This window comes from Vulcanisaeta moutnovskia 768-28 (genome assembly GCF_000190315.1).
Taxonomy (GTDB): domain Archaea; phylum Thermoproteota; class Thermoprotei; order Thermoproteales; family Thermocladiaceae; genus Vulcanisaeta; species Vulcanisaeta moutnovskia.
Genome location: NC_015151.1, coordinates 1957779 through 1978190 on the forward strand (window position 1 = coordinate 1957779; position 20412 = coordinate 1978190).

The window sequence follows — 20412 nt, forward strand, 5'->3', positions numbered from 1 at the left end:
TAATGGTGATTATTATGGTGAGTGTAGAGATAATAACAGTGGGTCCCCTAGAGACAAACTGTTACCTGGTGTGCGAGGGTAAGGATTGCCTGGTCGTGGATCCTGGGGATGAGGCTGAGACTATATTAACAATATTAGGCAATAGAAGAGTCTTAGCCGTAGTAGCTACGCATTTGCACTTCGACCATATCGGTGCCGTAGAGGGAATAGTGAGTAGCACAGGTGCACCATTCATGGTACATAGGCTTGATTGGGAAATGAGGGATAAATATACGCAATTAGCCAGGTCATGGGGCTTTGAACCACCAAACCTACCACAACCAATATTCATTGATGAGGGTTCAGGATTGCCGTTTAATCTTAAGGTGATGCATACGCCGGGACATACGCCGGGTTCGATATCGATAGTTGGCGATGGCTTCGTACTCACTGGGGACACGCTATTCGCAGGTAGTGTCGGTAGGACAGACCTGCCGGGAGGAGATATAGAACTACTCATAAGGTCAATATGCAGATTATACAGGGAGTTACCAGGTAATTACATTGTTTACCCCGGACACGGACCACCAACAACAATAAATGATGAGGCAGACAATAATTACTTTGTTCCAAAGTCCCTATGCACGTAGAACTATGGATTAGTACGCAGTCTTGGGTGAAACCTTAAGATATTTATTCACCTTTAATGACCGCTGGATAATAATTCGGCAACCGCACCGCTTAGTGATTGGGCAATTGAATTATTAAAGCCAACATAACCATGGTAATAAGTTAAAGCCCAAGCTCCTCCTTAACGACATTAATCAAACTCCGTATTACTGGTAATCTTGCCCTGACTTCATCAATTTCTATCCTTACCTCATGGAAACCATTCACATGTAAGAAATATGCATCTACCCAGGTCTGTTTGACGGAATCTCCCAACTTAATGGCTGCCTTGTCTAGTAAACTTATCTAGTAAACTTACGGTCCATCTTCCCTTGCCCAATGCTTCCCTGGCCTCATCAAGCCCCTTGGCAATAGCCAAGGCCTTTATCGCCTTCTCCACAGCCTTATATAATTTCTCACTCGCCTGAACAACGTCGCCCTTATTAACGAATTCGAGACCCTCACTAAACGCAATCAATGCAAGCTCGGCATGTTTCCTAGCCTCACCACTGGGTGTATAACTCATACAAAGGCTAATGTGGCGGGCGCTTATAAAATCTTGGGCCTTGAGACAGTGTTAGCTGCCGCATTTAACGGGTAATTGAAGGTTTGGTGCGTATAAGCCGAGGACTTCGTGGCCGTACCTAATCACGTAGATCCAACGTAAGCCCTCGGGTGCATAAAAGAATACGTTCATGTAGTTACCATTAATGACGAAGAGCTTCATGCCCAATGGGCCGTAGGCAAAGCCTTCAATCCTCACGGCCCTGGTCACGTTAACCGCGCATATGCTGGCTTCGGAGAGGTTCACGTAAAACTTACCAGTAAGTAGGTACATGACCAACGTGTCATTAACTACGGAGTAACCATACTTGCTAAGAATGACGTTATTTAACCCACCAAATCTCTTAAGAAACATAATTTTATCAGCATTGGGTAGACCGTAGATAATCCACACATTTTCAATATCCAGATCATTTAACTAGTTCTATTTCAGCTTCCTTATCCCTAAAATTAACGATTGCATTACCACCTAACACAAGGCGCTACCCCTAAACCCACTTAATCACCGTCTTAGAATCTATCCTAACCACTCCCATGAGTGAGTATAGGCAGTAATTTTATTTAATTTTTCACGATCAATAAGGTGACCCTATAATGGACATTAAGGGCACGAAGCAAGCAATTAGGGAGAAAGTCTGGAAATTACTTGAGGAGAGGAACGTAGTAACATTCCCAAGGCCTGTCTATGGCAGGATACCAAACTTCGTGGGTGCCGAGAGAGCTTGCGAACTAGCCGCTTCACTGCCTGAGTTTACTAGGGCTCGTGTGGTTAAGATTAATCCAGATTCGCCTCAACGCCGATGTAGGGAGTTGACGCTAGTTAATGGTAAGTTGTTGATAATGCCGACGCCGAGGATTAGGGAGGGCTTCCTAATGCTTGATCCTCGTAGAATACCGAGGCAGTACTATGGCGAGGCTTCGACCATTAGGGGTGCGTTCAGGTGGGGTGTGCCGATTAAGCCTTGGGATATGCCCAACATAGACCTCGTTATAGTAGGCTCCGTAGCCGTAAACCCGGGTAATGGCCGCAGGCTGGGTAAGTCACATGGTTATGCGGAGATTGAGTGGGGAATAGCCAGCGCCATGGATAAGGTCAATGAGAATACACCAGTCATAACCACCGTCCACGAACTACAGTTGGTGAGCGATGAGATACCTAAGGAACCCTTTGACTTACCTGTAGACATAATAGTCACTCCAAGCAGGGTGATTAGGGTTAAGAGGGTTGACCCAAAGCCACGCGGTATTTACTGGGAATTCGTCACAGACGAAATGCTCAGGAAAATACTGCTACTTAACGAGTTAAAGGCTCGACTCAACGGCGAGAAGTAATTGTGGGTCACGGGGGATGTCGTATCGACATTACGCATTGCCTACCTGCCTAATTAGGGCCTCGTATATCCTACCCAACAACTCATAAAGCCTATCGATTCTCTCACCCAACGCCTTATTACTAGCATCCATCTTATCGCTCAACTCGTTTATACGTCTACTTAACTCACCGTACACTGCGTCAATTCTGGTATTTACCAGGTCAATCTTGGCACTCAGGGAGTTACTGCGTGACTCAGCCTTACTATCCACTTCATTAATCCCCCTCATTAATTCAATAACCTTCTCATCTATCTTCTTATCGAGAATAGTCGTTTTCTCATCATAAGCATTAAACCTCTCGTTAATCTCATTCTCTAGTGCATCAATCCTCTTACTGAGCGCTTCGAATAATGTGTTAACCCTCCTATTTAAGTCATCAATCCTCCTGCCGGTTTCCCTAAACATGCCAAGCATTAATACGACTAAGTCCTCAGTCGTTAACTTCTTACCACCCTCCACCTTCTTCATCACGGCATCCAAAGCCCTATCAATGACCGGGCCAACAATAGACTCCATTATTCAGCAAGTGAATTATCCTCACGTATATAAAAAGCGTTTATATTAACGTTGATTAGCACAAGATCAGTTATGAGGGACTTAATCAATCAATTCCTAATAAACCATATTCAACAATGCACCTAGCCCGGTGCATTGTGGTATTCCTTTAATACCTGCCACTCAGGAATAACCTGTATGATATTGAATAACCTGGCAGGCCTGCCTGAATTCTACGGCTATGCCCTAATAACGTACATAGCCGTCGCTGGGGCGCTATGGCTACTGCATAGGCTCGGTAGGGATGACCTGCTGCTCCCTGTGGCCTCCATGAACTACATGCTCCTCCTCACAATCAGCCAATACACCGCGTCCAAGATTGGCTCTTTCATTGGCCCATTGGTGATACCCATGGGCGTCTTCACCTACAGCGCCAGCGTCGCAATGCTTGACTTCTTAACGCTCAGGTATGGTAGGAGGGTTGGTTATTGGGTTGTTAGGATTGCCGCCTATCTTCAAGCGCTGGTATTCATCATAAACTGGCTGGTCATACTGTACCCGCCAGCCCCATTCTGGAACCTGCAAGGTGCATTCACGAGCATGATGGGTCAGTCGGCTAGGATAGCCATTGCCTCAATCACGGCGTTCATGATATCCGAGACATACGACGTGTTCCTGGTGAGTAGGCTTGGTGGTGGTGTTTTAAGGAGGGTTGGTTATTCGGACCCGGTGGCAATGACGATAGATACCCTCGTCTTCATACCAACCGCCTTCTACGGCGTTGTGCCAAACGACGTGCTGCTATTACTAATGGCATCACAGCTCTCCGTAAAGATAAGCCTAGTGCCGCTGACCATGCTCACCGTGTGGATAAACAGGAAGGCCTTACAATATGGTTACGTAACCAGCAGGACATGAGGGGATCATCTTTGCGAGCCCTCATCACGGCACTCAGCACTCGAGATCTAAATCACTAAGTTAATGAGTTCAAGGCAAGTATTTAAGGTTTGATGAGGCAATAAACTCTGTGGTAAGTCCTGGACAGTATTTTTCATATAAAGATACCGTAACTAGTTACAACCGATATCAAAGCAGATCAGTCATTAATCCCAAACCCATCACCAAGCCTATAGGGGGCAATTGACGTGAGTACTAAAGGCATAAGACCAGCCAAGCCTACTAGGACGTCAAGCACGGTCAACATACCCACGGAAATACTCGCCAAAACAAACCAAAGACCTATACCGAAACCAACCCCAAGCATTACAAACGACAAAAACACACCTAACCTACCAATACCGTACCTCTCAGAATCAGCTCTTGCTAGGTAAGTAAAACCCCTGTAGAAGAACCTATAGAGGAGTATGCCTCCAATCACTACCGCTGATATTATGAAATAACCAATATCGTGAATAGCAGACACAACGGCTGACCCGTTCGATACGCCAAATGGCGATGATTGTATTGAATATATTACGGAGAATAGCATTGCTAGGAGGAAGACCACGAGTAATACGCCCACGATAATACCCGCAATATAACCATTAAAGATCTCAGAAACGCCATTATAAATAAGCCCAAGCCTACCAGCATCACTGGAACTAGACACAACAACCTACTCTCCACATGCCCTAATAAGTCTTAATACCCAAAGCATCGATTAATCAGGTCCTCACGAACAGTTAAAATTAAGTCCCTCTAACTCAGTTGATAGCTAGAAATGACTTGCTCACAGCGTGAAATTGCGCTCAAGTTGCTAGAGGTTGTGGGTGTCATAGACGTGAATGAATTAACAAGCATGCTAAACATACCGGAGGACCCACGGCTGCTACTCGGTGACTTAATCGAGGTGAATAATAATGAGGCCAAACTTAGCCAGAAGGGCAGGGAAGTCGTCTCAAGCATTGCTAATTGTGAGGAAGTTGTCTTCAGGATCTTGTATGAGTACTATAGGTCGAGACCGAGGAGCCTAGAGAGGGATGTCGCCCTGGCTGAGTATGGCAGTAAGTACGTAGAACTCAGTGACTACCCAATTGAGATAACCAACGAGGTATTAACCACGTGCTTACGACTAGCTCGCTTTGGCGCCGAAGCAAACCTACCTGAGCTGGCCCGTAGATACGGCGTTAAGGCATTCCTGATAGGCATGAGGATTGGAGACTACGCCGCAGCCCTTGAGGGGTTGGGACATGCAGTTAGGAAGTCGAGAAACCCACTCGAGTTAATGCCGTTTATAGACCAAGCCATAAAGTTGGATAAGGAAACCATAAACAAACACCTGGTAAACTACGTGGGGTTAATGCTCAGTGTGGGTGAGGGACTAATAGGCAGTGGATTTCCAAAGGAGGCATTGAGGTTCATAAACCACGGCCTAGAGCTTATCGGCGAACCAAACAGTGAATTAACCTGCTACCTATGGACGAGACTTACGACAAACCTAGCCAGTGCATATATGGAATTAATGAAGTATGCAGAGGCAATAGAGATGGTAAACACGGCGTTGGGAAAGTTAACTAACTGTAGAATTGATGAAAGGACGAGAAGACAACTGGTGCTGGAGCTCAGGGATAGGCTGGGCGTAATTAAGTACCTAAGTGGTGATTTGAGTGGTGCTTATTCGGTGTTCAGTGATGTGCTTAGGGAGGCCTTAGAACTTAACGAAATACCCTTCGCAGCCTCAGCAATGCACAACCTAGTAAAGGCTAAGGTACTAATGAGTAGTGACTGCAGTAACTACCCAGAACTACTGAGGCCAATCCATGGATGGACGCTACGGGATTCGCTCAACCATTACCTAACCACAAACGATCAGAAGAACCTGAGGAAAGTAAGGATACTACTAACAGTACTACTGATCGGCATTGGAGACTACGATGAAGCGGTTAAATTATTGGGCCAGGGCGATAATGATGACATCGAGAGGTTCCTAAGGGAGTTAATAACAATCCTAAAGGGCGAAGCTAGCACCATGACTACGGAATATAGGAGCCCAGCACTTGCAGACCTAGCCACATACATAAACACAGCACTAAGAATAACCAAGTGGCAAAGCACGGGAAACAAACTATGGGACCAAACAGCACAGGCGCTGAAGAATGAAATAACACAGATCATGAAATGCCAAATACCGAAACTCGTACTACTCCAAGCATAGCATGAAGACACTAACAATCAACTCTACTCGGCCCACTTTTTATAAATACCCACGGAAAAATACCCCCTAAGAAAATGCAAATAGTCAATATGGGCCGCCCACGTATTGATAAGGGATGGTTACTAGTGGTAATTACCGTTGCCATTGCATACATCTCCGTGTTTGCCTACGTACATGTAGGGCATGTTGTGTTTAGGTATGTGGGCAACAACTACACAATCACCTACACTAGGTATCCAGAGCTTCTTCAACCCTTCGGCTCCTTATTCTTCGATCCACCAACTATCTTTCCAATGATCACAGTTAACGTGAGGAACCTACCCAATAACAGGGTTGGTACAGTAAGCATATACCTAAGCGCACCAACGACAAATGGCTTCATAGACCTAGGAACATACGCAATAAACGAATCATTAAGCAAGCACTCAGTATCGCTATTAATCGACTTAAGCAATTACGTGGAGCCAGCTATCGAGTTAATAAAACAACTACACAATAACCCAGCCAACTCCGGGCCGTCGGTATTAGCCTTTATAACAACGATAGTAAACGACAGCGGCAGACTCTACGCAGTCACAGATGCGATAATAATACCGGTAATACTTGGACTCGCTGAAGGAAGTGTCGTCACAGTTAACGTGAACTTCACACCACAAATAATAAGTCAAGTACATATCATAAACACAACAAGCAAGCAGGACCCAAGCCCACCAAGCACAATACAGGGCTCATGTACATGGATCTACCCCCGACCAGTTAAGATATGCACCACCTGGAAGGAAACAAACACAATAGCCAACAGCAGCAACGCACCACTACCAATACTCATAACATACATAGGACCAAGCAACGTGTATCCGTACTCGGCAAACTATATTGATGATATAGGTATGATTGTTAACATAGTTGTGTACACCTCGTCATCAAGCTCCTTTGGCTTCGACATGAGCCTAGTGGTACCGACACGCAGCGGCAAACCCTTCATTGAAGTACCGGGACCAAGCTACAGTTGGAGCGTAAACTCCTCATACTCACAAACACAACTTGCCTATGACTGCGGGTTTTACGACTCAATAAATATACCAAACACCCCGAGCTCATGCTACTATAGTGGTGGGAAATATCTCACTCAACTACCCGCATTTGGTAGTAATGGCGGTTTAATGGCAATCAGCATCTACGGTACGGAGTACATACTCAACTACACAGAGTATGAATGTAGCTATTTATGGGGCATAATATCATTGGGTTGCCAGGCAATCAATTATTCATACTTGGCCTGGTTCGCACCGAACTCAGTACCCAATGGGCAGTGGGCGGCAGGAGGCTTCATAGATACGAACCCGGCGGCTCAAGGCACATGGTTATCAAAACTCGTGTACACACTATTCAATAGCGGTGCGGTTAAGTACGTAGCGTTATCGAGCCAGGTCGGGCCCAGCGATACTTATACTATTAGCACGAATAATGTCTATTCTAGCGCTGGTTCATCGTATGGTTTTGCCTTTGGGATGCCGGCAATTGCAATATGCTACTTACTAGGAATAGGGTGCCCTCCACAGACTGAGTATCTAATAATAGGCGTGTATGCGCAGAGTTCGTCGTCAATGACTCCGTTCTACCAGTTCTACTCGTTAATCTCAACCACAGACACCTTACCCAACACCTACTTCTGCTACCCAGGCTATTATGTCTATGTCCAGCCACTGAATAATTACTACTCAGCCCCCATGATCATAGTCGAACCAAACCCAGCGCCCTCCTGCCTATCGCACCCAATCCACTTGATACGCCCTATCAACAGCACCAAGTAACCTTCGTCAGCCCAACAATACAACCCAAACCTTATAATCTTAATAAGTCCCATCATAATCTAGTACTGTGAAGCCCTGGATAGACCTGGCTAGGTATAGGGAGGTGAGGTTGAGCGAGGCGTTGAGCGAGGTTGAGTTAGCCAATAAATTCCTCGAACTTAACCTAGTAAGAAACGCAGCAGGCAAGGTCTTCCAGGCCTGGAAGGCCTTGCTCGGGGCTCTAGCCGTCGACGTGAGGGACGAACTAGCCAGGGTATTTAATAGGGATATTGAGCTTGAGGATAGGGTGATTAAGGAAGTCGATTACGTAATAGCCCTAATACCAACCACCAGGATGAGGGAGATCGCGAGGATAATAGAAACCAGGTACCCAGGCACGTATTCAAACACATTACTGGCACTCGAATTACATCGATACCGATACAACGGGCCAGACCCAGAGGGAGTACTATCGATATACAGAAGCGACAAAGACGCATTGATCGACCTTGAAAAACTGATAGACACCATAAAAACCACAATCAAGAGAATCAAAAACAACATGAAAAGTAGAATCTCCATTCTATTTAAGCGTTGAAAGCTCATCAATTACTAATAACCTAAGTGCCGGTATAGTAGTATGTACATGCTTGACCAGAGGCCAATGGTCCACTATACGTATAGCCGGGCCCAATTGTTGGTCCTACCTGGAAATTAAGGTTAGACGGATTACCCCAAACAAAGGTTACATCCCAAAGTATCTGCATTGCGTAATAGGCGTAGTTATAGCATACGTAGTAACCGACACCATTGCTGACAATGTATCCAGAACTTACCAATGTGAAATTCTCATCGACTGGTAGATATGCCGAGATCGTCTCAAGGGTAGGCAGGTACATGTTCATTTGATCATCAATACCGAACTGGAAGGCATAGCCAAAGGCCAGGTTCTGTGGGTTAAAGGCGTATGTATCATTTTGGGCAACTGCGGAGTTTGGCGCGGGATTAATAGAATTAACGATGTTGACAGGGTCTGAGGCAGCAGCAAGTTCAACTATTATGTTAGCTATTTCAACGGCTGTATTAGCTAATTGGAGTAGGTACTCATAATTGGAACTGCTGGTGACCGTTATTGAACCTGGGGCTGATGCGATAGGTCCATAGAAGAAGGTGTCTTGACCAGGTTCATAGTAATATTCATACGACGATGCCGCATCTACGGCGATACCCATACCTGGGTTAGATATCAATGTGGTCTGCGGACTATTAATTGCAGAATCACTAAGGGCTGGTTGCACGTAAATCCAGGCGCCAGGGTAGAATATTATGTGGCCCCCTGGATTTACGGTGCCCTGCCACTGCGTTGGATACCACATGCAGTAATCATAGTAGTAATAACTAACGTTATTATCGCTGTAGGGACCAGCGAGATCGTTGAATGCGGGGCTTTCGTAATAGCCTTGACTAAGCAGGTTTGTAGAGCAGGGATCCGTTAACTGGAGCCCAGGATCATTACCTACCTGCGTATATATTAGGTACGTGAGACCCCTCAAGCTCAGTCTCGAGTATGCAACCGATACCTGTATTTTCTTTCCACCATACGCTGTAACGACCTCGGCAATGAACTTAGGACCAACTCTGTAGTACGGAATCAAGATCAAGGACTCAGTATAGGAATTACTATGGGTTATGCGGTAGTACTGAAGCAGTGCTTCTATGACGCATGATTGGAGCGTATATACGGAGGCGTTATAGAGCGCTATGGCGCCATAACCAAGGTAATAACCCAATAAGCTACAGTCGGGCTTGACATAACTTAGATCAATTATTAAAATCGAGCCAGGGTAATCCCTCAGCAACCTCAAGGCACCACCTAGGTTACTGCCCAAATATACAATGTTTGAGCTAAGATTAAGTTGTAAGGCCCTTGAGTAAATACTTACATATAGACTGGTGGGGCCGACAATAATGAACTTAGCACCCAAGCCTCTGAAGAACCCTATAGAGATTGCATAATTAAGCGGAGAAGTAGAATTAGAAGGGTTGAAATTAACCATACCTAACGCCCTAACATTAATCAAAAACAGTAGGGATAGTACACTAAGAACCACTACCAAAGCAACAAACACACTACGCAAACCCACACCCATCAAGTTTAACCTTCTCACAGGATTTTTTTACTTCGCCTGTTCTTAAAGGGTGGTTCGAGCAGAATTGAAAACGCCTTGGTCCTCCCATGCCGCCTTCTCTCATCGTAGCCTTAAACACCCACACTATTAAGATAATAGATAATTAAGATAAGAGGCAGTGAACAAAAACCAAACACCCACCAAAACACCAACACACAGCCACAAACCAAACCCAAGGCAAAAAACTTAAATCCCTCAACAAAACATAAAACACGCCCCGGTAGCTCAGCCTGGGAGAGCGACCGGCTGAAGACCGGTAGGTCCCGGGTTCAAGTCCCGGCCGGGGCACCAAAATTCGATTTTTCTTCTTTATTCATGGTTTAATCCTTGCCAATTATCAATGATGTTAAGGCGTGTTGTAGTGACTCCATCACGGGGTTTGCCTTTTCTATTTTTATTGGGTATGTTCTATCTTGTTCGGTTCATCTTTTGTGAATAGGTTAGATCCATTGGTGTTCCTGTACTTAATACTTTTCGGCGTTATTTAGTATCTTTTCTTCACGTTATCTCCAATTCTAGGCACCTATAATTGCGTAGCCTATGGTTGGTGCCATTGGGGCTCCTAAACCAGGTAGTAAGTAGGATTGGCCTATTTAGACTTAAAGTTAAGGACCCAAGCTTATGTGCCAGGTGCCCTACAAAGGATTGCGCTAGGGCATGCCCTGTGGGTAATAGTGATTTACCAATAAATTTCATAAGGAGGGGTTACTATAAATCATCAACGTGCATAGGCGTTGGGGATTACGTTGAGACATGTCCTTACAATAACATATATTTCTATGATGTGAGGATTTGGTTAAGTGAAAGATTGAATGTTAAGTCTATATCCATTAAACGATTAATTATGAAATAATTAATTTAACATAGGTATAGATAATCAATAGTGAACAAAACACAAGTATTTTAAAAAATTAAGTCCAGGAAAATATGTATGCCAAACATACCGAGGATCGGTGATGAAGCTCCGGATTTTAATGCTAAGGCACATACCGGCGAGACAATCAGCCTATCCAGCCTTAAAGGCAGATGGGTGGTTCTATATTTCTTCCCAAAGGCATTTACACCAGGATGCACAAGCGAGACTAAATCCTTCGCAAGCTTATGGAATAGATTTAGAGATATAGGGGCTCTTGTCATCGGTATAAGTAGGGATGATGTTGGTACATTGGCTCGTTTCGCTAGAGAGTATGGCGTAAACTTCGTATTGGTTAGTGATAGTGATGGCATGATAACCAGGAGCTATGGAGTACTGGGACTACTTGGGCTTGCCGTTAGGGTTACGTATATAATAGACCCGAAGGGTAGGATAGCAGGAATCATCAAGGGCTTTTCCATTAGACCCGATAAACACCCCATTGAGACGCTCAAAGTAATTGAACAAAAATCTCAGGAACAAAGGGACTACGTAACTTGACCTTAATAAGTTTAATTTTATATTTTCATATATTGTTTATTATCTTTTACAGATATCTCAGGGTTTAAGCAACATTAATGGATTAGAAACAGTTATATTATGCATAATGTTTATTGCTAGACACCTTAAAATTATTTAATCTTTTTAATTGGTAATTTACCATTCCTCAAATCATTTATTAATTGAACAACCTCACTTATCGCTGCCTCAAGTATTGCCTTACCCTTCTCTGGGCTTGCCTTTGATGGGTATCCCTGCACAGCCTTCGTATACTCTTGAGCATAAATCTCCTTACCGTATATCCTAAACCTAGCCTCAACCCACTCATCAGCCGAGCCATCCCTTGGTACCCACTTGACTAAATCTGGATATGCTGCCCAAACCTCACTCGTCTCATCCTCTGCCGCATGGCCCTCCGGCGTCTCGAGGACCTTCTTCCTAACCTCCTTCGCCAAGTCTATCCACCAATTAATGATTACTATGACCAGGTTCGTTTCTTTAGCCACGTCCTTAGCTGCCATGCTCAAAGCGTCTACGTTACCTCCGTGTCCATTGATTACGATTAGGTACCTAACGCCGTTTCTGGCGACTTCCCTGAATATATCCCTATACAGCATGTATAGTGTCTCATTACTTATGGATATTGTGCCTGGAAACTTATCGAGTACGTACGTATTTCCATACCACACAGTCGGTAATAATAATACATTTGTCCTCTTAGCCGCTTCCTCGGCTATGTACGTAGCCATCAACGCATCTGTCCCGAGCGGTAGATGCGGGCCGTGAGCCTCAACAATCCCTGTCGGCAGTATCGCCACTGTTTTATCCACCTTCTCGAAGTCAAGCCAGGTAAGTTCCCACCAACGCATTAATTAGTGAATTGGTGATGCCTTAAATGCAATACCCTAAGGATCCCAGTACTGCCTAGCCCTATCCCTGAGTGCCAGCGTTAGCTCAAGAACCCTCCTATAACTTCTCGACCTAAGTATTTCATTGATCACGTTTAGGTCCAGGTTTGCATAGCCATTAACAACGACGTTTCTAAAGCCCACCAGCGATTTAACGAAGGATTCCTCATCACTAGTTACCAGATCAGCCTCCCTCAACCTCCTGGCAATGCCTGAATAACCCTCTACCGCAATGCCCATGTTTGATAACAACCGCTGGCACAAGTCAATGAATGCCTGAACCTGCACCTGCAGAGCGTGCATCAACGCCAGCTGGTCGCGCCAATTGTTAAGGTCGTAACCATGTTCAACAAAATCATCGAGTTTCTTGGTCATGTCCTCAATAATACCCAATAATTTATCTAGGATTGCCATCTCATCACCAACGCCCTACCTGCATTACCCACGAGGTCAAGCTTCCTAGCATCAATAAGGAAGTCCTCATATATTGAAGCCCTTCTATGCATCCTCAACCACGCATCATCACCAACCATGTACAGTATCACACTATCACCAAAAACCTCATGAATCAGATAACAATCAGTACTATCACCAATGGGTACTAAATCCACCTTATCCGTACCCAGGTAATCAAACAGGTCAAAGAGTAACCGTGAGTACCTACCTAGGTCAAGCCCTACCACGAACTCCACCGCAATATCAACATCCTCACCAAAACCCCTCCTAACCATGGAACCAAAGAAAACCGCATAGTAAATGCCATAATAACTCCATGAAAAATCCTTTAATTCGCGTAAACTTTCATCCGTATTCATGCGTTCATTAAATTATTTGTTTACTAGAATCGATTTTGTCTTAGCATCGTTGTGTTCATATTGCTATAATATCATTAAAGTAATATAAAGTAATATATTATAAAATTAAAAACGAATGCTAGAAAGCCATCTATGATGCTTTTAACAATTGTTTTTGTAACTATTTTAATATCTAGGTATTAAATATGGGGTGTTAGCGTTGGCATTGATAACCAATTACATTACTCAGATAGTAACCGCTACTGTTAATTACAACACCCATAGGCCAGTACGACGATGCATCTTGGCTGGTTTCAATGGCAGGTGTGCCTACAAACGTCACGTAAAAGCCCCATACACTACTTGGGTTAGTACCAATTTTTACATAATAAGTTTGATATATGCCACTTCCTGAGGCTAATCCGCTCAGCATGTAGGTAACGCCAAAGCCTATTAAATGTGCGATTATTGGGTCATCAAGTATGTAGTCAGCTAATATCTCGGCAATTGCACCACCAACGTCTGGTGCCCATCCAGGTATGACTGGGGTATACGTATTAATTACGTTTTGTATATTATACGTCACATAATTATCTGCTACCTGTGCCGGACTGGGTGCATTATTGCACTCGGTTGTTTCTGAAATTAAATTAATGGCTGGGTTATAATAATATGACTGCCCGTCAAGAAGGGCAAATGCTTTACCAGCAAGTCCTTGCTTTGTTAGCAATGTTAAGGTATTAGTTATTGAGCCGTTACTAATATCAATATATGGATACACATAAAGAGTACCTGGACTATATGATGAAGAACTTAAACTCAATACCATCGTACCATTAGCTACATAAATTGGTATGCAAGAGCCACCTTGATATAAGCAATCGAGGAATGTGACGGCAGCAACATTACCTATTGCTGCGAGGAACAATGAACCTGAACCCGGCACATAATAAGTCGGTGTACCCTTTGAGCATTCCAAGTTAAGGGAACTTCCATAGCCAACAGCCACGGAGCCTGTCTCACCACAGAATGAATTTATGTATATATTTATCTCGCTTGAGAATGTAATTGTAGGACTACCTGATGTAACTGTCGTTACATAATTATCATTTGAGTAGTTGTATATAGCATATGTTGCGTAGAAGCCACTCCCGCTCTGTGCATAATTTTGGCCTCCTAAGCCTATATTTATGTACGTAATACCACTACTCCATACATCAGATCCCCAACTCACGAAGAAGAATGGTATTGGCCCATTAAATTCGTAGCAACTCTCCAATTGCCACGATGATGAGCTAGGCAGTCCAGGTGGATTGTTTAGGACAACACTATTACCCATGCATGATCCTTCATAGCTATACCCATATGGGTCTGTTGTATTTATCTCGGCATTACTCATTGTCGTGCTTACAACAGTCTTTGTTATATTTCTTGGTATTGGTAGTGGTTTTGCCATTGTTAGGTTTACCGTGGTCACCATCGCTATGTGCCTGTTATTAACTATCCAGCCTGGGTCGTAAGGTATTGCCAGTATCATGAACCTGATAGTGTTGGCTTCGTTGGATACGTACGTGACAAATACCAAGAGCGATGGCCATGCTCCCGTTACATGCCATTCCCCGGCTATCTCCCTAATTAGTGTACCTGTCAGGTTTATGCTCACTGTGCCGGTGCCGTAGTAGTAGCCTACGGTGTAGATCTTCGTTGGTGTGTATGCGAATAGGCTGATCGTTATGGGTGCTGGCGTGTTGTTTAGATATGCGTGTATTATGAGTGTTGGCCCTGCGGTATTACTTGCGTTGTAGTAATTTATGGTAACCGCCTTGCTTGTGAGTGTCATGAAGGGCTTTGGCTCTGCCTGTGTTTGGGCTAGGGCTGTTAGGGCTATTGATAGTACGGCTACCGAGAGTATTGCCAGGGCGATTATACGCGTAATGTTGGTTCGCCTGGGCATAATGGTTATCACTGTCTTAGGTATTTTTTCTCCCGACTATTTATAAGAGATGCGCCCTGCCTTGCCGAGATATGCCTCCAGGGTATTATTAAGTTATTGAGTTTTTCCTCACTAATCGCAGTGTAGGTCCATGGCCTGGGTAGACAATGAAGTCGTTAGGTAACTCCCGTATAACCAGCATATTGATTCCCTGAGCCTTTCCATACTACTTCCCGGCAGGTCTTCCTACCGACATTACTTACGAATGGTGTGTCTCCTGTAATTACGAAGTTATCATTTACTATTGATATTAAGCTTGGTGTACGCCCTGACGTGCGTATTACCTTAAGTTAAGTGGTAGTTCTAAACCTTCACCAATGAATATTGGGTTTGGAAGTTCTGGCTTTGGGAAGCCCCATTCTGGTGCTAATTTATAGAATACTTCCCTCAACTCCCAATCGAGTCTCTGTGCGCCATAAATGGTATGCCCAAGCGATTCGTTAGTTCCTTAACGGCATTAACATGGTCAAAGCGTAGGTGCGTAGCCACGATGACCGATGCCTTCCTACTGCCCATAGCCCTTAGTATCCTGTCTGGTTCATCCTCCTGGGTCGATAATTATGCAGGAATCGCCACTGCATACAAGGTGGCAGTTTGTCTTGAGAGCTGACAATCATGGTCTCTACACTTAGCATTTAAATCACGGCCCCTTACCCAGCCTACCCATTATTGACCAGACCTCGATTGCGCAGGCTAGTATTGATAGTGACTGTATGGTGGCCCCCACGTAATTGACCACGGACCTATTAATTAGCGCCAATATCACAGCAGCGATGATAAGTAATGCACCCACTAACCACATGTACCTAGATGCCCTATGCGTAGCTATGCTTGTGAGCACTCCATAATTACTAACCAGCAGTGCCAGGGCAATTATTAGAAAAGCTATTGATGCCACGAACTGCTTAATTAATAGCAGGGCTATGCCAACGACAATAAATACAACGAACGCTATTGGTACATAACCCCTATCAAGACCGCTTCGTATTAGTACAACGCCCAGGTATATGTACAGGCCCAGGATCAATGCGAGCGTGATTAACGCAAGCATTGCTATGTTGCTTGGTATGTAAAGCATGAAGTAGGGTAGCGGTATGTCCGTGTATATCGTTAGGTAACTAGTTATGAAGAGCCACAGTAGGGATGCAAAGTTAACCAACACAAAACCCACGTAGAACCAAACAAGCTTACCAAGCATCTTCGTACTTACGCCCATACTATAAGTACGCCATAGGACGTTCTTAAATCCCTTTCCATTAAATAGTGGGCGTCAGAAATCCTTATAACACTCCACATTAATCACGTGATTAGGTTATGAATAATAAACTCCGTGGTTACTTAGCCATGCTTGGTGTCCTAGCCGCCTGGGGTTCGTCTTACTCAATCTCTAAGGTTGCTATGTATTACATGTCTCCCTTCGTACTCACGATGTATAGGTTCGGCTTTGGCGGTTTATTGCTCTACTTAATTGGTAGGGGTTTGGTGATAAATCGTAGGTACGTAATAAACGCATTACTTAATGGGGCCTTATTCGTGGTCTTCCTAAACCTCGCCATTAAGTATAGTTCAAACCCAGCCCTGGTCTCCGTGCTCGTTTATACACAGCCAATCTTCGTACTAATACTATCAATAGCCTTACATGGTGAAAAGCCGACTGTACTGCAGGTAGTTGGTATCATAATGGCATTCAGTGGTTTATTAATTGCTGTCGGTGTTTATAGCTTTGACATTGGTGACGCCATTGCAATACTTGGTGGTTTCATTTGGGCGCTGGGCACCCATTATTACAGGAGGAACTTGGTCCATGAGGACCTCATTAGGTTGAATGCCTCAATGGCGGTCATATCAGCATTAATAGCGGCACCAACGCTCATCATTAACCCGCATATGGAATTGACACTGAATGCGGTCGCATGGGGCATAATCGTAGCATTGGTGGCCCAGGTAATGGGCTTCCTACTTTGGTTTCTCGGTGTTAAGGACCTCGGCCCCGTGACTGCAAGCTCAATCTCAATACTCGTACCCGCATCCGCGTACTTATTCGCCCTATTAATACTTGGTAAGGTACCTACGGAGATGGAAGTAATAGGCTCGGCAATAACATTAACCGGCGTCTTAATATCACAGTTAAGGATCTAGTAAACCTCATTGACTCTGTAGGTTCAGGGTTTCGTAAAGAACCTGCTGACCATTTGTAAATGCTACCTCCGCCGTGTTTATGCCGTAAATCCCTGAGTCGCCGTTATAATCCACGGTGCAATTTCCAACCCTCAACACCGCACCTACGTAATGCGTCCCATTACTAATTATGGTTAATAACGCCGAGTCCCCAGGTGGTATGATGCATCTATTGTTTGGTGTGAACTCGGCGTTATTGATTACTATGTATGCCAATTCCACGTATTCCGTGCCTGAATTAATGATTATAAATGTCGCGTTATTCTGTGACATGCTTGGGCCCTCTATCATAACCCTAACGCCAAATGACCTTGATGCATTACTGGCTATCCCAAATACCCAAACTACTATTGCTATGGTTAATGTTATTGCTACTACCACGAGTATTATTGTCGTTACTGTATCGCTCAACCCCTCACTCATTGTGAATATTAAGTTTCAATTCCCCTTAATAAACATTATTCTTAATTATTAAGAGTATAGCCACAATCAACGAGGAAAACGTTAGTAAGGATAAAATCATTAAGAAATAAGAAAGATAGCCTATACAATGAATTATAAATTGGTATGAGCATTAGTGCCTTGACTGCAGTACCCATCGTCGTTGGCGTGGTCCTAGTACTAACGTTGATCGCCTTGTTGAACATATAAAGTGCGCAACTCCCAGCAGGTTCGTGGGTTGGTACGGTAATTAATACACCAAGGTAGCAACTCCTCAACCCACTAATCATTGTTAATGGCGAGTTAATTAATATAACCGTGCAGGACCCACTATACACATTCCATCACTATGGGTTCAGACCATACATCCTCAACATGCTGGAGACCATTAATCTCAATGGGGGTAGGTATACCGTGTATGCCGTTATAACAGAAGTTCAATGGCGTGGTCGGTTATAATCGGTCTAGTAAGTATTACCAATTCCCGGCAGGTCAGGTGACGGACTTTGAGAATCAATACGCGACCAACTTCTGCGGCGGTTAATGTATGTTTTATGTATTATGTACGTGCAGGTGCGATACTACTCTCCATTAATTTGGTCATTACCTTATTCGTGAGGAATTAGCGAAGAGGCTTGAGGCTAGGTATGAGGAGCTTTTAAGGGATTCACCAATAATAAAGGGTAACCTGGCCGTAGAATTCATTAGGGAGGATAGGAATGCGCGGTAAATAGATAGTCTGTGATGCCAGTGTTATTGTTTAATGGGTCATTAGGGAGGATTATAGTGATTACGCTGGTAGAATAAGGATTGACCACATTAGTGGCAGAGTAACTGTCGTAATCCCATCAATAGCGATTACGGAAGTAATGAACGCACTTAGAAAGTATTATCTACGTGGGTTGGTTAGCGAGGATTTTATAAGGAGATCATTGGAACTATTAAGAGGTGGTCTTCTCGATATTCGCGAAATAACGTGGAACTTAATTATGAAGGCCTCGGACTTCTCAATAAAGCACAACGTGACGATATACGACGCTGTGCATGTGGTGCTAGCTATGGAATTAAATACCGTCCTATACACAGCGGATGAAGCATTAATAAACGCGCTAGGCAACGCTCCGTACATAAGACACGTAAGGGATTACGCATCGTCAACGTAATTTACGTAACTCTGCCAGTAATGGTATTTCCCTAAGCATTTCCTCGGTCACGTATTCCCAATAAATGCCGACTGGCTTACTATCAACCCTATTCACACGTATCACCCTACTTGGCGTAACGATAATGTCGACAGATAGGTCAAATGGCTCTTTGGGAATCTCATCGCTCACCAACTGTAGTTCGTGGACGGTGGTTATGACTGGTGTATTCTCATTGACCTTATCCATGGCGCTGGCTATTCCCCACTCAATCTCCGCATAACCATGTGACTTACCCAGCCTGCGGCCATTACCCGGGTTTACGGCTACGGAGCCTACTATAACGAGGTCTATGTTGGGCATATCCCAAGGCTTAATCGGCACACCCCACCTGAACGCACCCCTAATGGTCGAAGCCTCGCCATAGTACTGCCTCGGTATTCTACGAGGATCAAGCATTAGGAAGCCCTCCCTAATCCTCGGCGTCGGCATTATCAACAACTTACCATTAACTAGCGTCAACTCCCTACATCGGCGTTGAGGCGAATCTGGATTAATCTTAACCACACGAGCCCTAGTAAACTCAGGCAGTGAAGCGGCTAGTTCGCAAGCTCTCTCGGCACCCACGAAGTTTGGTATCCTGCCATAGACAGGCCTTGGGAATGTTACTACGTTCCTCTCCTCAAGTAATTTCCAGACTTTCTCCCTAATTGCTTGCTTCGTGCCCTTAATGTCCATTATAGGGTCACCTTATTGATCGTGAAAAATTAAATAAAATTACTGCCTATACTCACTCATGGGAGTGGTTAGGATAGATTCTAAGACGGTGATTAAGTGGGTTTAGGGGTAGCGCCTTGTGTTAGGTGGTAATGCAATCGTTAATTTTAGGGATAAGGAAGCTGAAATAGAACTAGTTAAATGATCTGGATATTGAAAATGTGTGGATTATCTACGGTCTACCCAATGCTGATAAAATTATGTTTCTTAAGAGATTTGGTGGGTTAAATAACGTCATTCTTAGCAAGTATGGTTACTCCGTAGTTAATGACACGTTGGTCATGTACCTACTTACTGGTAAGTTTTACGTGAACCTCTCCGAAGCCAGCATATGCGCGGTTAACGTGACCAGGGCCGTGAGGATTGAAGGCTTTGCCTACGGCCCATTGGGCATGAAGCTCTTCGTCATTAATGGTAACTACATGAACGTATTCTTTTATGCACCCGAGGGCTTACGTTGGATCTACGTGATTAGGTACGGCCACGAAGTCCTCGGCTTATACGCACCAAACCTTCAATTACCCGTTAAATGCGGCAGCTAACACTGT

General features: G+C 44.3%; 26 protein-coding genes and 1 tRNA gene. 13 read left to right on the plus strand and 14 right to left on the minus strand.

Annotation, left to right across the window (positions count from 1 at the left end; translation table 11 throughout):
• The first annotated feature begins 14 nt into the window (after positions 1 to 14).
• A complete protein-coding gene (locus VMUT_RS10320; RefSeq protein ID WP_148224744.1) occupies positions 15 to 629 on the plus strand; it encodes an MBL fold metallo-hydrolase in 615 nt (204 codons plus the stop codon).
• Positions 630 to 771: 142 nt separating this feature from the next.
• Here the strand turns inward: VMUT_RS10320 and VMUT_RS13340 are convergent, their stop codons facing one another.
• Genes VMUT_RS13340 through VMUT_RS10330 form a run of 3 tightly spaced genes read right to left on the minus strand, consistent with a single transcriptional unit; the run spans position 772 to position 1567 of the window.
• On the minus strand, positions 772 to 876 hold the full coding sequence (locus VMUT_RS13340) for a hypothetical protein (RefSeq protein WP_373419223.1): 105 nt from the start codon (positions 874 to 876) through the stop codon (positions 772 to 774).
• 49 nt (positions 877 to 925) lie between these two features.
• On the minus strand, positions 926 to 1174 hold the full coding sequence (locus VMUT_RS13345; RefSeq protein WP_308507374.1) for a PaREP1 family protein: 249 nt from the start codon (positions 1172 to 1174) through the stop codon (positions 926 to 928).
• 51 nt (positions 1175 to 1225) lie between these two features.
• The gene (locus VMUT_RS10330) at positions 1226 to 1567 is read right to left on the minus strand and encodes a hypothetical protein (protein WP_148224745.1); all 342 of its coding nucleotides are present in this window, start codon (positions 1565 to 1567) and stop codon (positions 1226 to 1228) included.
• Between the two features lie 239 nt (positions 1568 to 1806).
• Between VMUT_RS10330 and VMUT_RS10335 the strand changes: the two genes are divergently transcribed.
• Positions 1807 to 2544, plus strand: a complete 738-nt coding sequence (locus VMUT_RS10335) for a 5-formyltetrahydrofolate cyclo-ligase (RefSeq protein WP_013605359.1) — start codon at positions 1807 to 1809, stop codon at positions 2542 to 2544.
• A gap of 30 nt (positions 2545 to 2574) precedes the next feature.
• Here the strand turns inward: VMUT_RS10335 and VMUT_RS10340 are convergent, their stop codons facing one another.
• Positions 2575 to 3102, minus strand: coding sequence for a hypothetical protein (locus VMUT_RS10340; RefSeq protein WP_013605360.1), 528 nt, complete (start codon positions 3100 to 3102; stop codon positions 2575 to 2577).
• A gap of 177 nt (positions 3103 to 3279) precedes the next feature.
• Here VMUT_RS10340 and VMUT_RS10345 point away from each other — a divergent pair, with 177 nt between their 5' ends.
• Positions 3280 to 3999 (plus strand): queuosine precursor transporter, encoded by a 720-nt coding sequence (locus VMUT_RS10345; protein WP_013605361.1) that lies wholly within the window; start codon positions 3280 to 3282, stop codon positions 3997 to 3999.
• Between the two features lie 178 nt (positions 4000 to 4177).
• On the opposite strand, the gene VMUT_RS10350 is transcribed toward VMUT_RS10345, so the two are convergent.
• Positions 4178 to 4690 carry a hypothetical protein gene (locus VMUT_RS10350; protein ID WP_013605362.1) on the minus strand — a complete coding sequence of 171 codons (513 nt, stop codon included), beginning with the start codon at positions 4688 to 4690 and terminating at the stop codon, positions 4178 to 4180.
• A gap of 156 nt (positions 4691 to 4846) precedes the next feature.
• Here VMUT_RS10350 and VMUT_RS10355 point away from each other — a divergent pair, with 156 nt between their 5' ends.
• The 3 genes from VMUT_RS10355 to VMUT_RS10365 all read left to right on the plus strand — a co-directional run bounded on the left by VMUT_RS10355 (position 4847) and on the right by VMUT_RS10365 (position 8626).
• Entirely contained in the window at positions 4847 to 6235 is a 1389-nt protein-coding gene (locus VMUT_RS10355; protein ID WP_148224746.1) for a hypothetical protein, read from the plus strand.
• Between the two features lie 125 nt (positions 6236 to 6360).
• Positions 6361 to 8049 (plus strand): hypothetical protein, encoded by a 1689-nt coding sequence (locus tag VMUT_RS10360; RefSeq protein WP_148224747.1) that lies wholly within the window; start codon positions 6361 to 6363, stop codon positions 8047 to 8049.
• A gap of 67 nt (positions 8050 to 8116) precedes the next feature.
• Positions 8117 to 8626, plus strand: coding sequence for a PaREP1 family protein (locus VMUT_RS10365; RefSeq protein WP_013605365.1), 510 nt, complete (start codon positions 8117 to 8119; stop codon positions 8624 to 8626).
• Between the two features lie 22 nt (positions 8627 to 8648).
• Here the strand turns inward: VMUT_RS10365 and VMUT_RS10370 are convergent, their stop codons facing one another.
• Positions 8649 to 10178 (minus strand): hypothetical protein, encoded by a 1530-nt coding sequence (locus tag VMUT_RS10370; RefSeq protein ID WP_013605366.1) that lies wholly within the window; start codon positions 10176 to 10178, stop codon positions 8649 to 8651.
• A 253-nt stretch (positions 10179 to 10431) separates the two neighbouring features.
• Between VMUT_RS10370 and VMUT_RS10375 the strand changes: the two genes are divergently transcribed.
• From VMUT_RS10375 to VMUT_RS10385, 3 genes are all read left to right on the plus strand, one after another.
• Positions 10432 to 10508, plus strand: a tRNA-Phe gene (locus tag VMUT_RS10375).
• 256 nt (positions 10509 to 10764) lie between these two features.
• Complete coding sequence (locus VMUT_RS10380; RefSeq protein WP_013605367.1) at positions 10765 to 11070, plus strand: 4Fe-4S dicluster domain-containing protein; 306 nt, start codon at positions 10765 to 10767, stop codon at positions 11068 to 11070.
• A 78-nt stretch (positions 11071 to 11148) separates the two neighbouring features.
• A complete protein-coding gene (locus VMUT_RS10385; RefSeq protein ID WP_013605368.1) occupies positions 11149 to 11631 on the plus strand; it encodes a peroxiredoxin in 483 nt (160 codons plus the stop codon).
• 131 nt (positions 11632 to 11762) lie between these two features.
• Here the strand turns inward: VMUT_RS10385 and VMUT_RS10390 are convergent, their stop codons facing one another.
• The 4 genes from VMUT_RS10390 to VMUT_RS10405 all read right to left on the minus strand — a co-directional run bounded on the left by VMUT_RS10390 (position 11763) and on the right by VMUT_RS10405 (position 15287).
• Entirely contained in the window at positions 11763 to 12500 is a 738-nt protein-coding gene (locus VMUT_RS10390) for a creatininase family protein (protein WP_013605369.1), read from the minus strand.
• 36 nt (positions 12501 to 12536) lie between these two features.
• Positions 12537 to 12953 (minus strand): DUF86 domain-containing protein, encoded by a 417-nt coding sequence (locus VMUT_RS10395; protein ID WP_013605370.1) that lies wholly within the window; start codon positions 12951 to 12953, stop codon positions 12537 to 12539.
• Positions 12941 to 13354 carry a nucleotidyltransferase family protein gene (locus VMUT_RS10400; protein ID WP_013605371.1) on the minus strand — a complete coding sequence of 138 codons (414 nt, stop codon included), beginning with the start codon at positions 13352 to 13354 and terminating at the stop codon, positions 12941 to 12943. The genes VMUT_RS10395 and VMUT_RS10400 overlap by 13 nt, the downstream gene beginning before the upstream one ends.
• Positions 13355 to 13547: 193 nt before the next feature.
• Positions 13548 to 15287, minus strand: a complete 1740-nt coding sequence (locus VMUT_RS10405) for a hypothetical protein (protein ID WP_148224748.1) — start codon at positions 15285 to 15287, stop codon at positions 13548 to 13550.
• Between the two features lie 463 nt (positions 15288 to 15750).
• On the opposite strand from VMUT_RS10405, the gene VMUT_RS12955 reads away from it, so the two are divergent.
• Complete coding sequence (locus tag VMUT_RS12955; RefSeq protein WP_193387194.1) at positions 15751 to 15936, plus strand: hypothetical protein; 186 nt, start codon at positions 15751 to 15753, stop codon at positions 15934 to 15936.
• 30 nt (positions 15937 to 15966) lie between these two features.
• Here the strand turns inward: VMUT_RS12955 and VMUT_RS10410 are convergent, their stop codons facing one another.
• Positions 15967 to 16542 (minus strand): hypothetical protein, encoded by a 576-nt coding sequence (locus VMUT_RS10410; RefSeq protein ID WP_013605373.1) that lies wholly within the window; start codon positions 16540 to 16542, stop codon positions 15967 to 15969.
• Positions 16543 to 16640: 98 nt separating this feature from the next.
• Between VMUT_RS10410 and VMUT_RS10415 the strand changes: the two genes are divergently transcribed.
• On the plus strand, positions 16641 to 17465 hold the full coding sequence (locus VMUT_RS10415) for a DMT family transporter (RefSeq protein ID WP_013605374.1): 825 nt from the start codon (positions 16641 to 16643) through the stop codon (positions 17463 to 17465).
• Between the two features lie 6 nt (positions 17466 to 17471).
• Here the strand turns inward: VMUT_RS10415 and VMUT_RS10420 are convergent, their stop codons facing one another.
• Together VMUT_RS10420 and VMUT_RS10425 are read right to left on the minus strand one after the other, a co-directional pair.
• Positions 17472 to 17927 (minus strand): hypothetical protein, encoded by a 456-nt coding sequence (locus VMUT_RS10420; RefSeq protein WP_013605375.1) that lies wholly within the window; start codon positions 17925 to 17927, stop codon positions 17472 to 17474.
• Between the two features lie 41 nt (positions 17928 to 17968).
• Positions 17969 to 18283 carry a hypothetical protein gene (locus tag VMUT_RS10425; protein ID WP_013605376.1) on the minus strand — a complete coding sequence of 105 codons (315 nt, stop codon included), beginning with the start codon at positions 18281 to 18283 and terminating at the stop codon, positions 17969 to 17971.
• A gap of 480 nt (positions 18284 to 18763) precedes the next feature.
• On the opposite strand from VMUT_RS10425, the gene VMUT_RS10430 reads away from it, so the two are divergent.
• The gene (locus tag VMUT_RS10430; RefSeq protein ID WP_308507381.1) at positions 18764 to 19108 is read left to right on the plus strand and encodes a type II toxin-antitoxin system VapC family toxin; all 345 of its coding nucleotides are present in this window, start codon (positions 18764 to 18766) and stop codon (positions 19106 to 19108) included.
• Here the strand turns inward: VMUT_RS10430 and VMUT_RS10435 are convergent.
• Positions 19100 to 19825: a 5-formyltetrahydrofolate cyclo-ligase gene (locus VMUT_RS10435; protein ID WP_013605378.1), complete on the minus strand. Its 726-nt coding sequence runs from the start codon at positions 19823 to 19825 to the stop codon at positions 19100 to 19102. The genes VMUT_RS10430 and VMUT_RS10435 overlap by 9 nt on opposite strands.
• A gap of 239 nt (positions 19826 to 20064) precedes the next feature.
• Between VMUT_RS10435 and VMUT_RS10440 the strand changes: the two genes are divergently transcribed.
• Entirely contained in the window at positions 20065 to 20406 is a 342-nt protein-coding gene (locus VMUT_RS10440) for a hypothetical protein (protein WP_148224745.1), read from the plus strand.
• The last annotated feature ends 6 nt before the right edge of the window (positions 20407 to 20412 follow it).

What these genes read in the sequence shown, in the direction of transcription:
- VMUT_RS10320 (WP_148224744.1), top strand. Translation starts at nt 15, where the DNA reads ATGGTGAGTGTAGAGATAATAACAGTGGGTCCCCTAGAGACAAACTGT.
- VMUT_RS13345 (WP_308507374.1), bottom strand. Translation starts at nt 1,174, where the DNA reads ATGAGTTATACACCCAGTGGTGAGGCTAGGAAACATGCCGAGCTTGCA.
- VMUT_RS10330 (WP_148224745.1), bottom strand. Translation starts at nt 1,567, where the DNA reads ATGTTTCTTAAGAGATTTGGTGGGTTAAATAACGTCATTCTTAGCAAG.
- VMUT_RS10335 (WP_013605359.1), top strand. Translation starts at nt 1,807, where the DNA reads ATGGACATTAAGGGCACGAAGCAAGCAATTAGGGAGAAAGTCTGGAAA.
- VMUT_RS10340 (WP_013605360.1), bottom strand. Translation starts at nt 3,102, where the DNA reads ATGGAGTCTATTGTTGGCCCGGTCATTGATAGGGCTTTGGATGCCGTG.
- VMUT_RS10345 (WP_013605361.1), top strand. Translation starts at nt 3,280, where the DNA reads ATGATATTGAATAACCTGGCAGGCCTGCCTGAATTCTACGGCTATGCC.
- VMUT_RS10370 (WP_013605366.1), bottom strand. Translation starts at nt 10,178, where the DNA reads ATGGGTGTGGGTTTGCGTAGTGTGTTTGTTGCTTTGGTAGTGGTTCTT.
- VMUT_RS10385 (WP_013605368.1), top strand. Translation starts at nt 11,149, where the DNA reads ATGCCAAACATACCGAGGATCGGTGATGAAGCTCCGGATTTTAATGCT.
- VMUT_RS10390 (WP_013605369.1), bottom strand. Translation starts at nt 12,500, where the DNA reads ATGCGTTGGTGGGAACTTACCTGGCTTGACTTCGAGAAGGTGGATAAA.
- VMUT_RS10395 (WP_013605370.1), bottom strand. Translation starts at nt 12,953, where the DNA reads ATGGCAATCCTAGATAAATTATTGGGTATTATTGAGGACATGACCAAG.
- VMUT_RS10400 (WP_013605371.1), bottom strand. Translation starts at nt 13,354, where the DNA reads ATGAATACGGATGAAAGTTTACGCGAATTAAAGGATTTTTCATGGAGT.
- VMUT_RS10405 (WP_148224748.1), bottom strand. Translation starts at nt 15,287, where the DNA reads ATGCCCAGGCGAACCAACATTACGCGTATAATCGCCCTGGCAATACTC.
- VMUT_RS12955 (WP_193387194.1), top strand. Translation starts at nt 15,751, where the DNA reads ATGCCCAAGCGATTCGTTAGTTCCTTAACGGCATTAACATGGTCAAAG.
- VMUT_RS10410 (WP_013605373.1), bottom strand. Translation starts at nt 16,542, where the DNA reads ATGGGCGTAAGTACGAAGATGCTTGGTAAGCTTGTTTGGTTCTACGTG.
- VMUT_RS10415 (WP_013605374.1), top strand. Translation starts at nt 16,641, where the DNA reads ATGAATAATAAACTCCGTGGTTACTTAGCCATGCTTGGTGTCCTAGCC.
- VMUT_RS10420 (WP_013605375.1), bottom strand. Translation starts at nt 17,927, where the DNA reads ATGAGTGAGGGGTTGAGCGATACAGTAACGACAATAATACTCGTGGTA.
- VMUT_RS10435 (WP_013605378.1), bottom strand. Translation starts at nt 19,825, where the DNA reads ATGGACATTAAGGGCACGAAGCAAGCAATTAGGGAGAAAGTCTGGAAA.
- VMUT_RS10440 (WP_148224745.1), top strand. Translation starts at nt 20,065, where the DNA reads ATGTTTCTTAAGAGATTTGGTGGGTTAAATAACGTCATTCTTAGCAAG.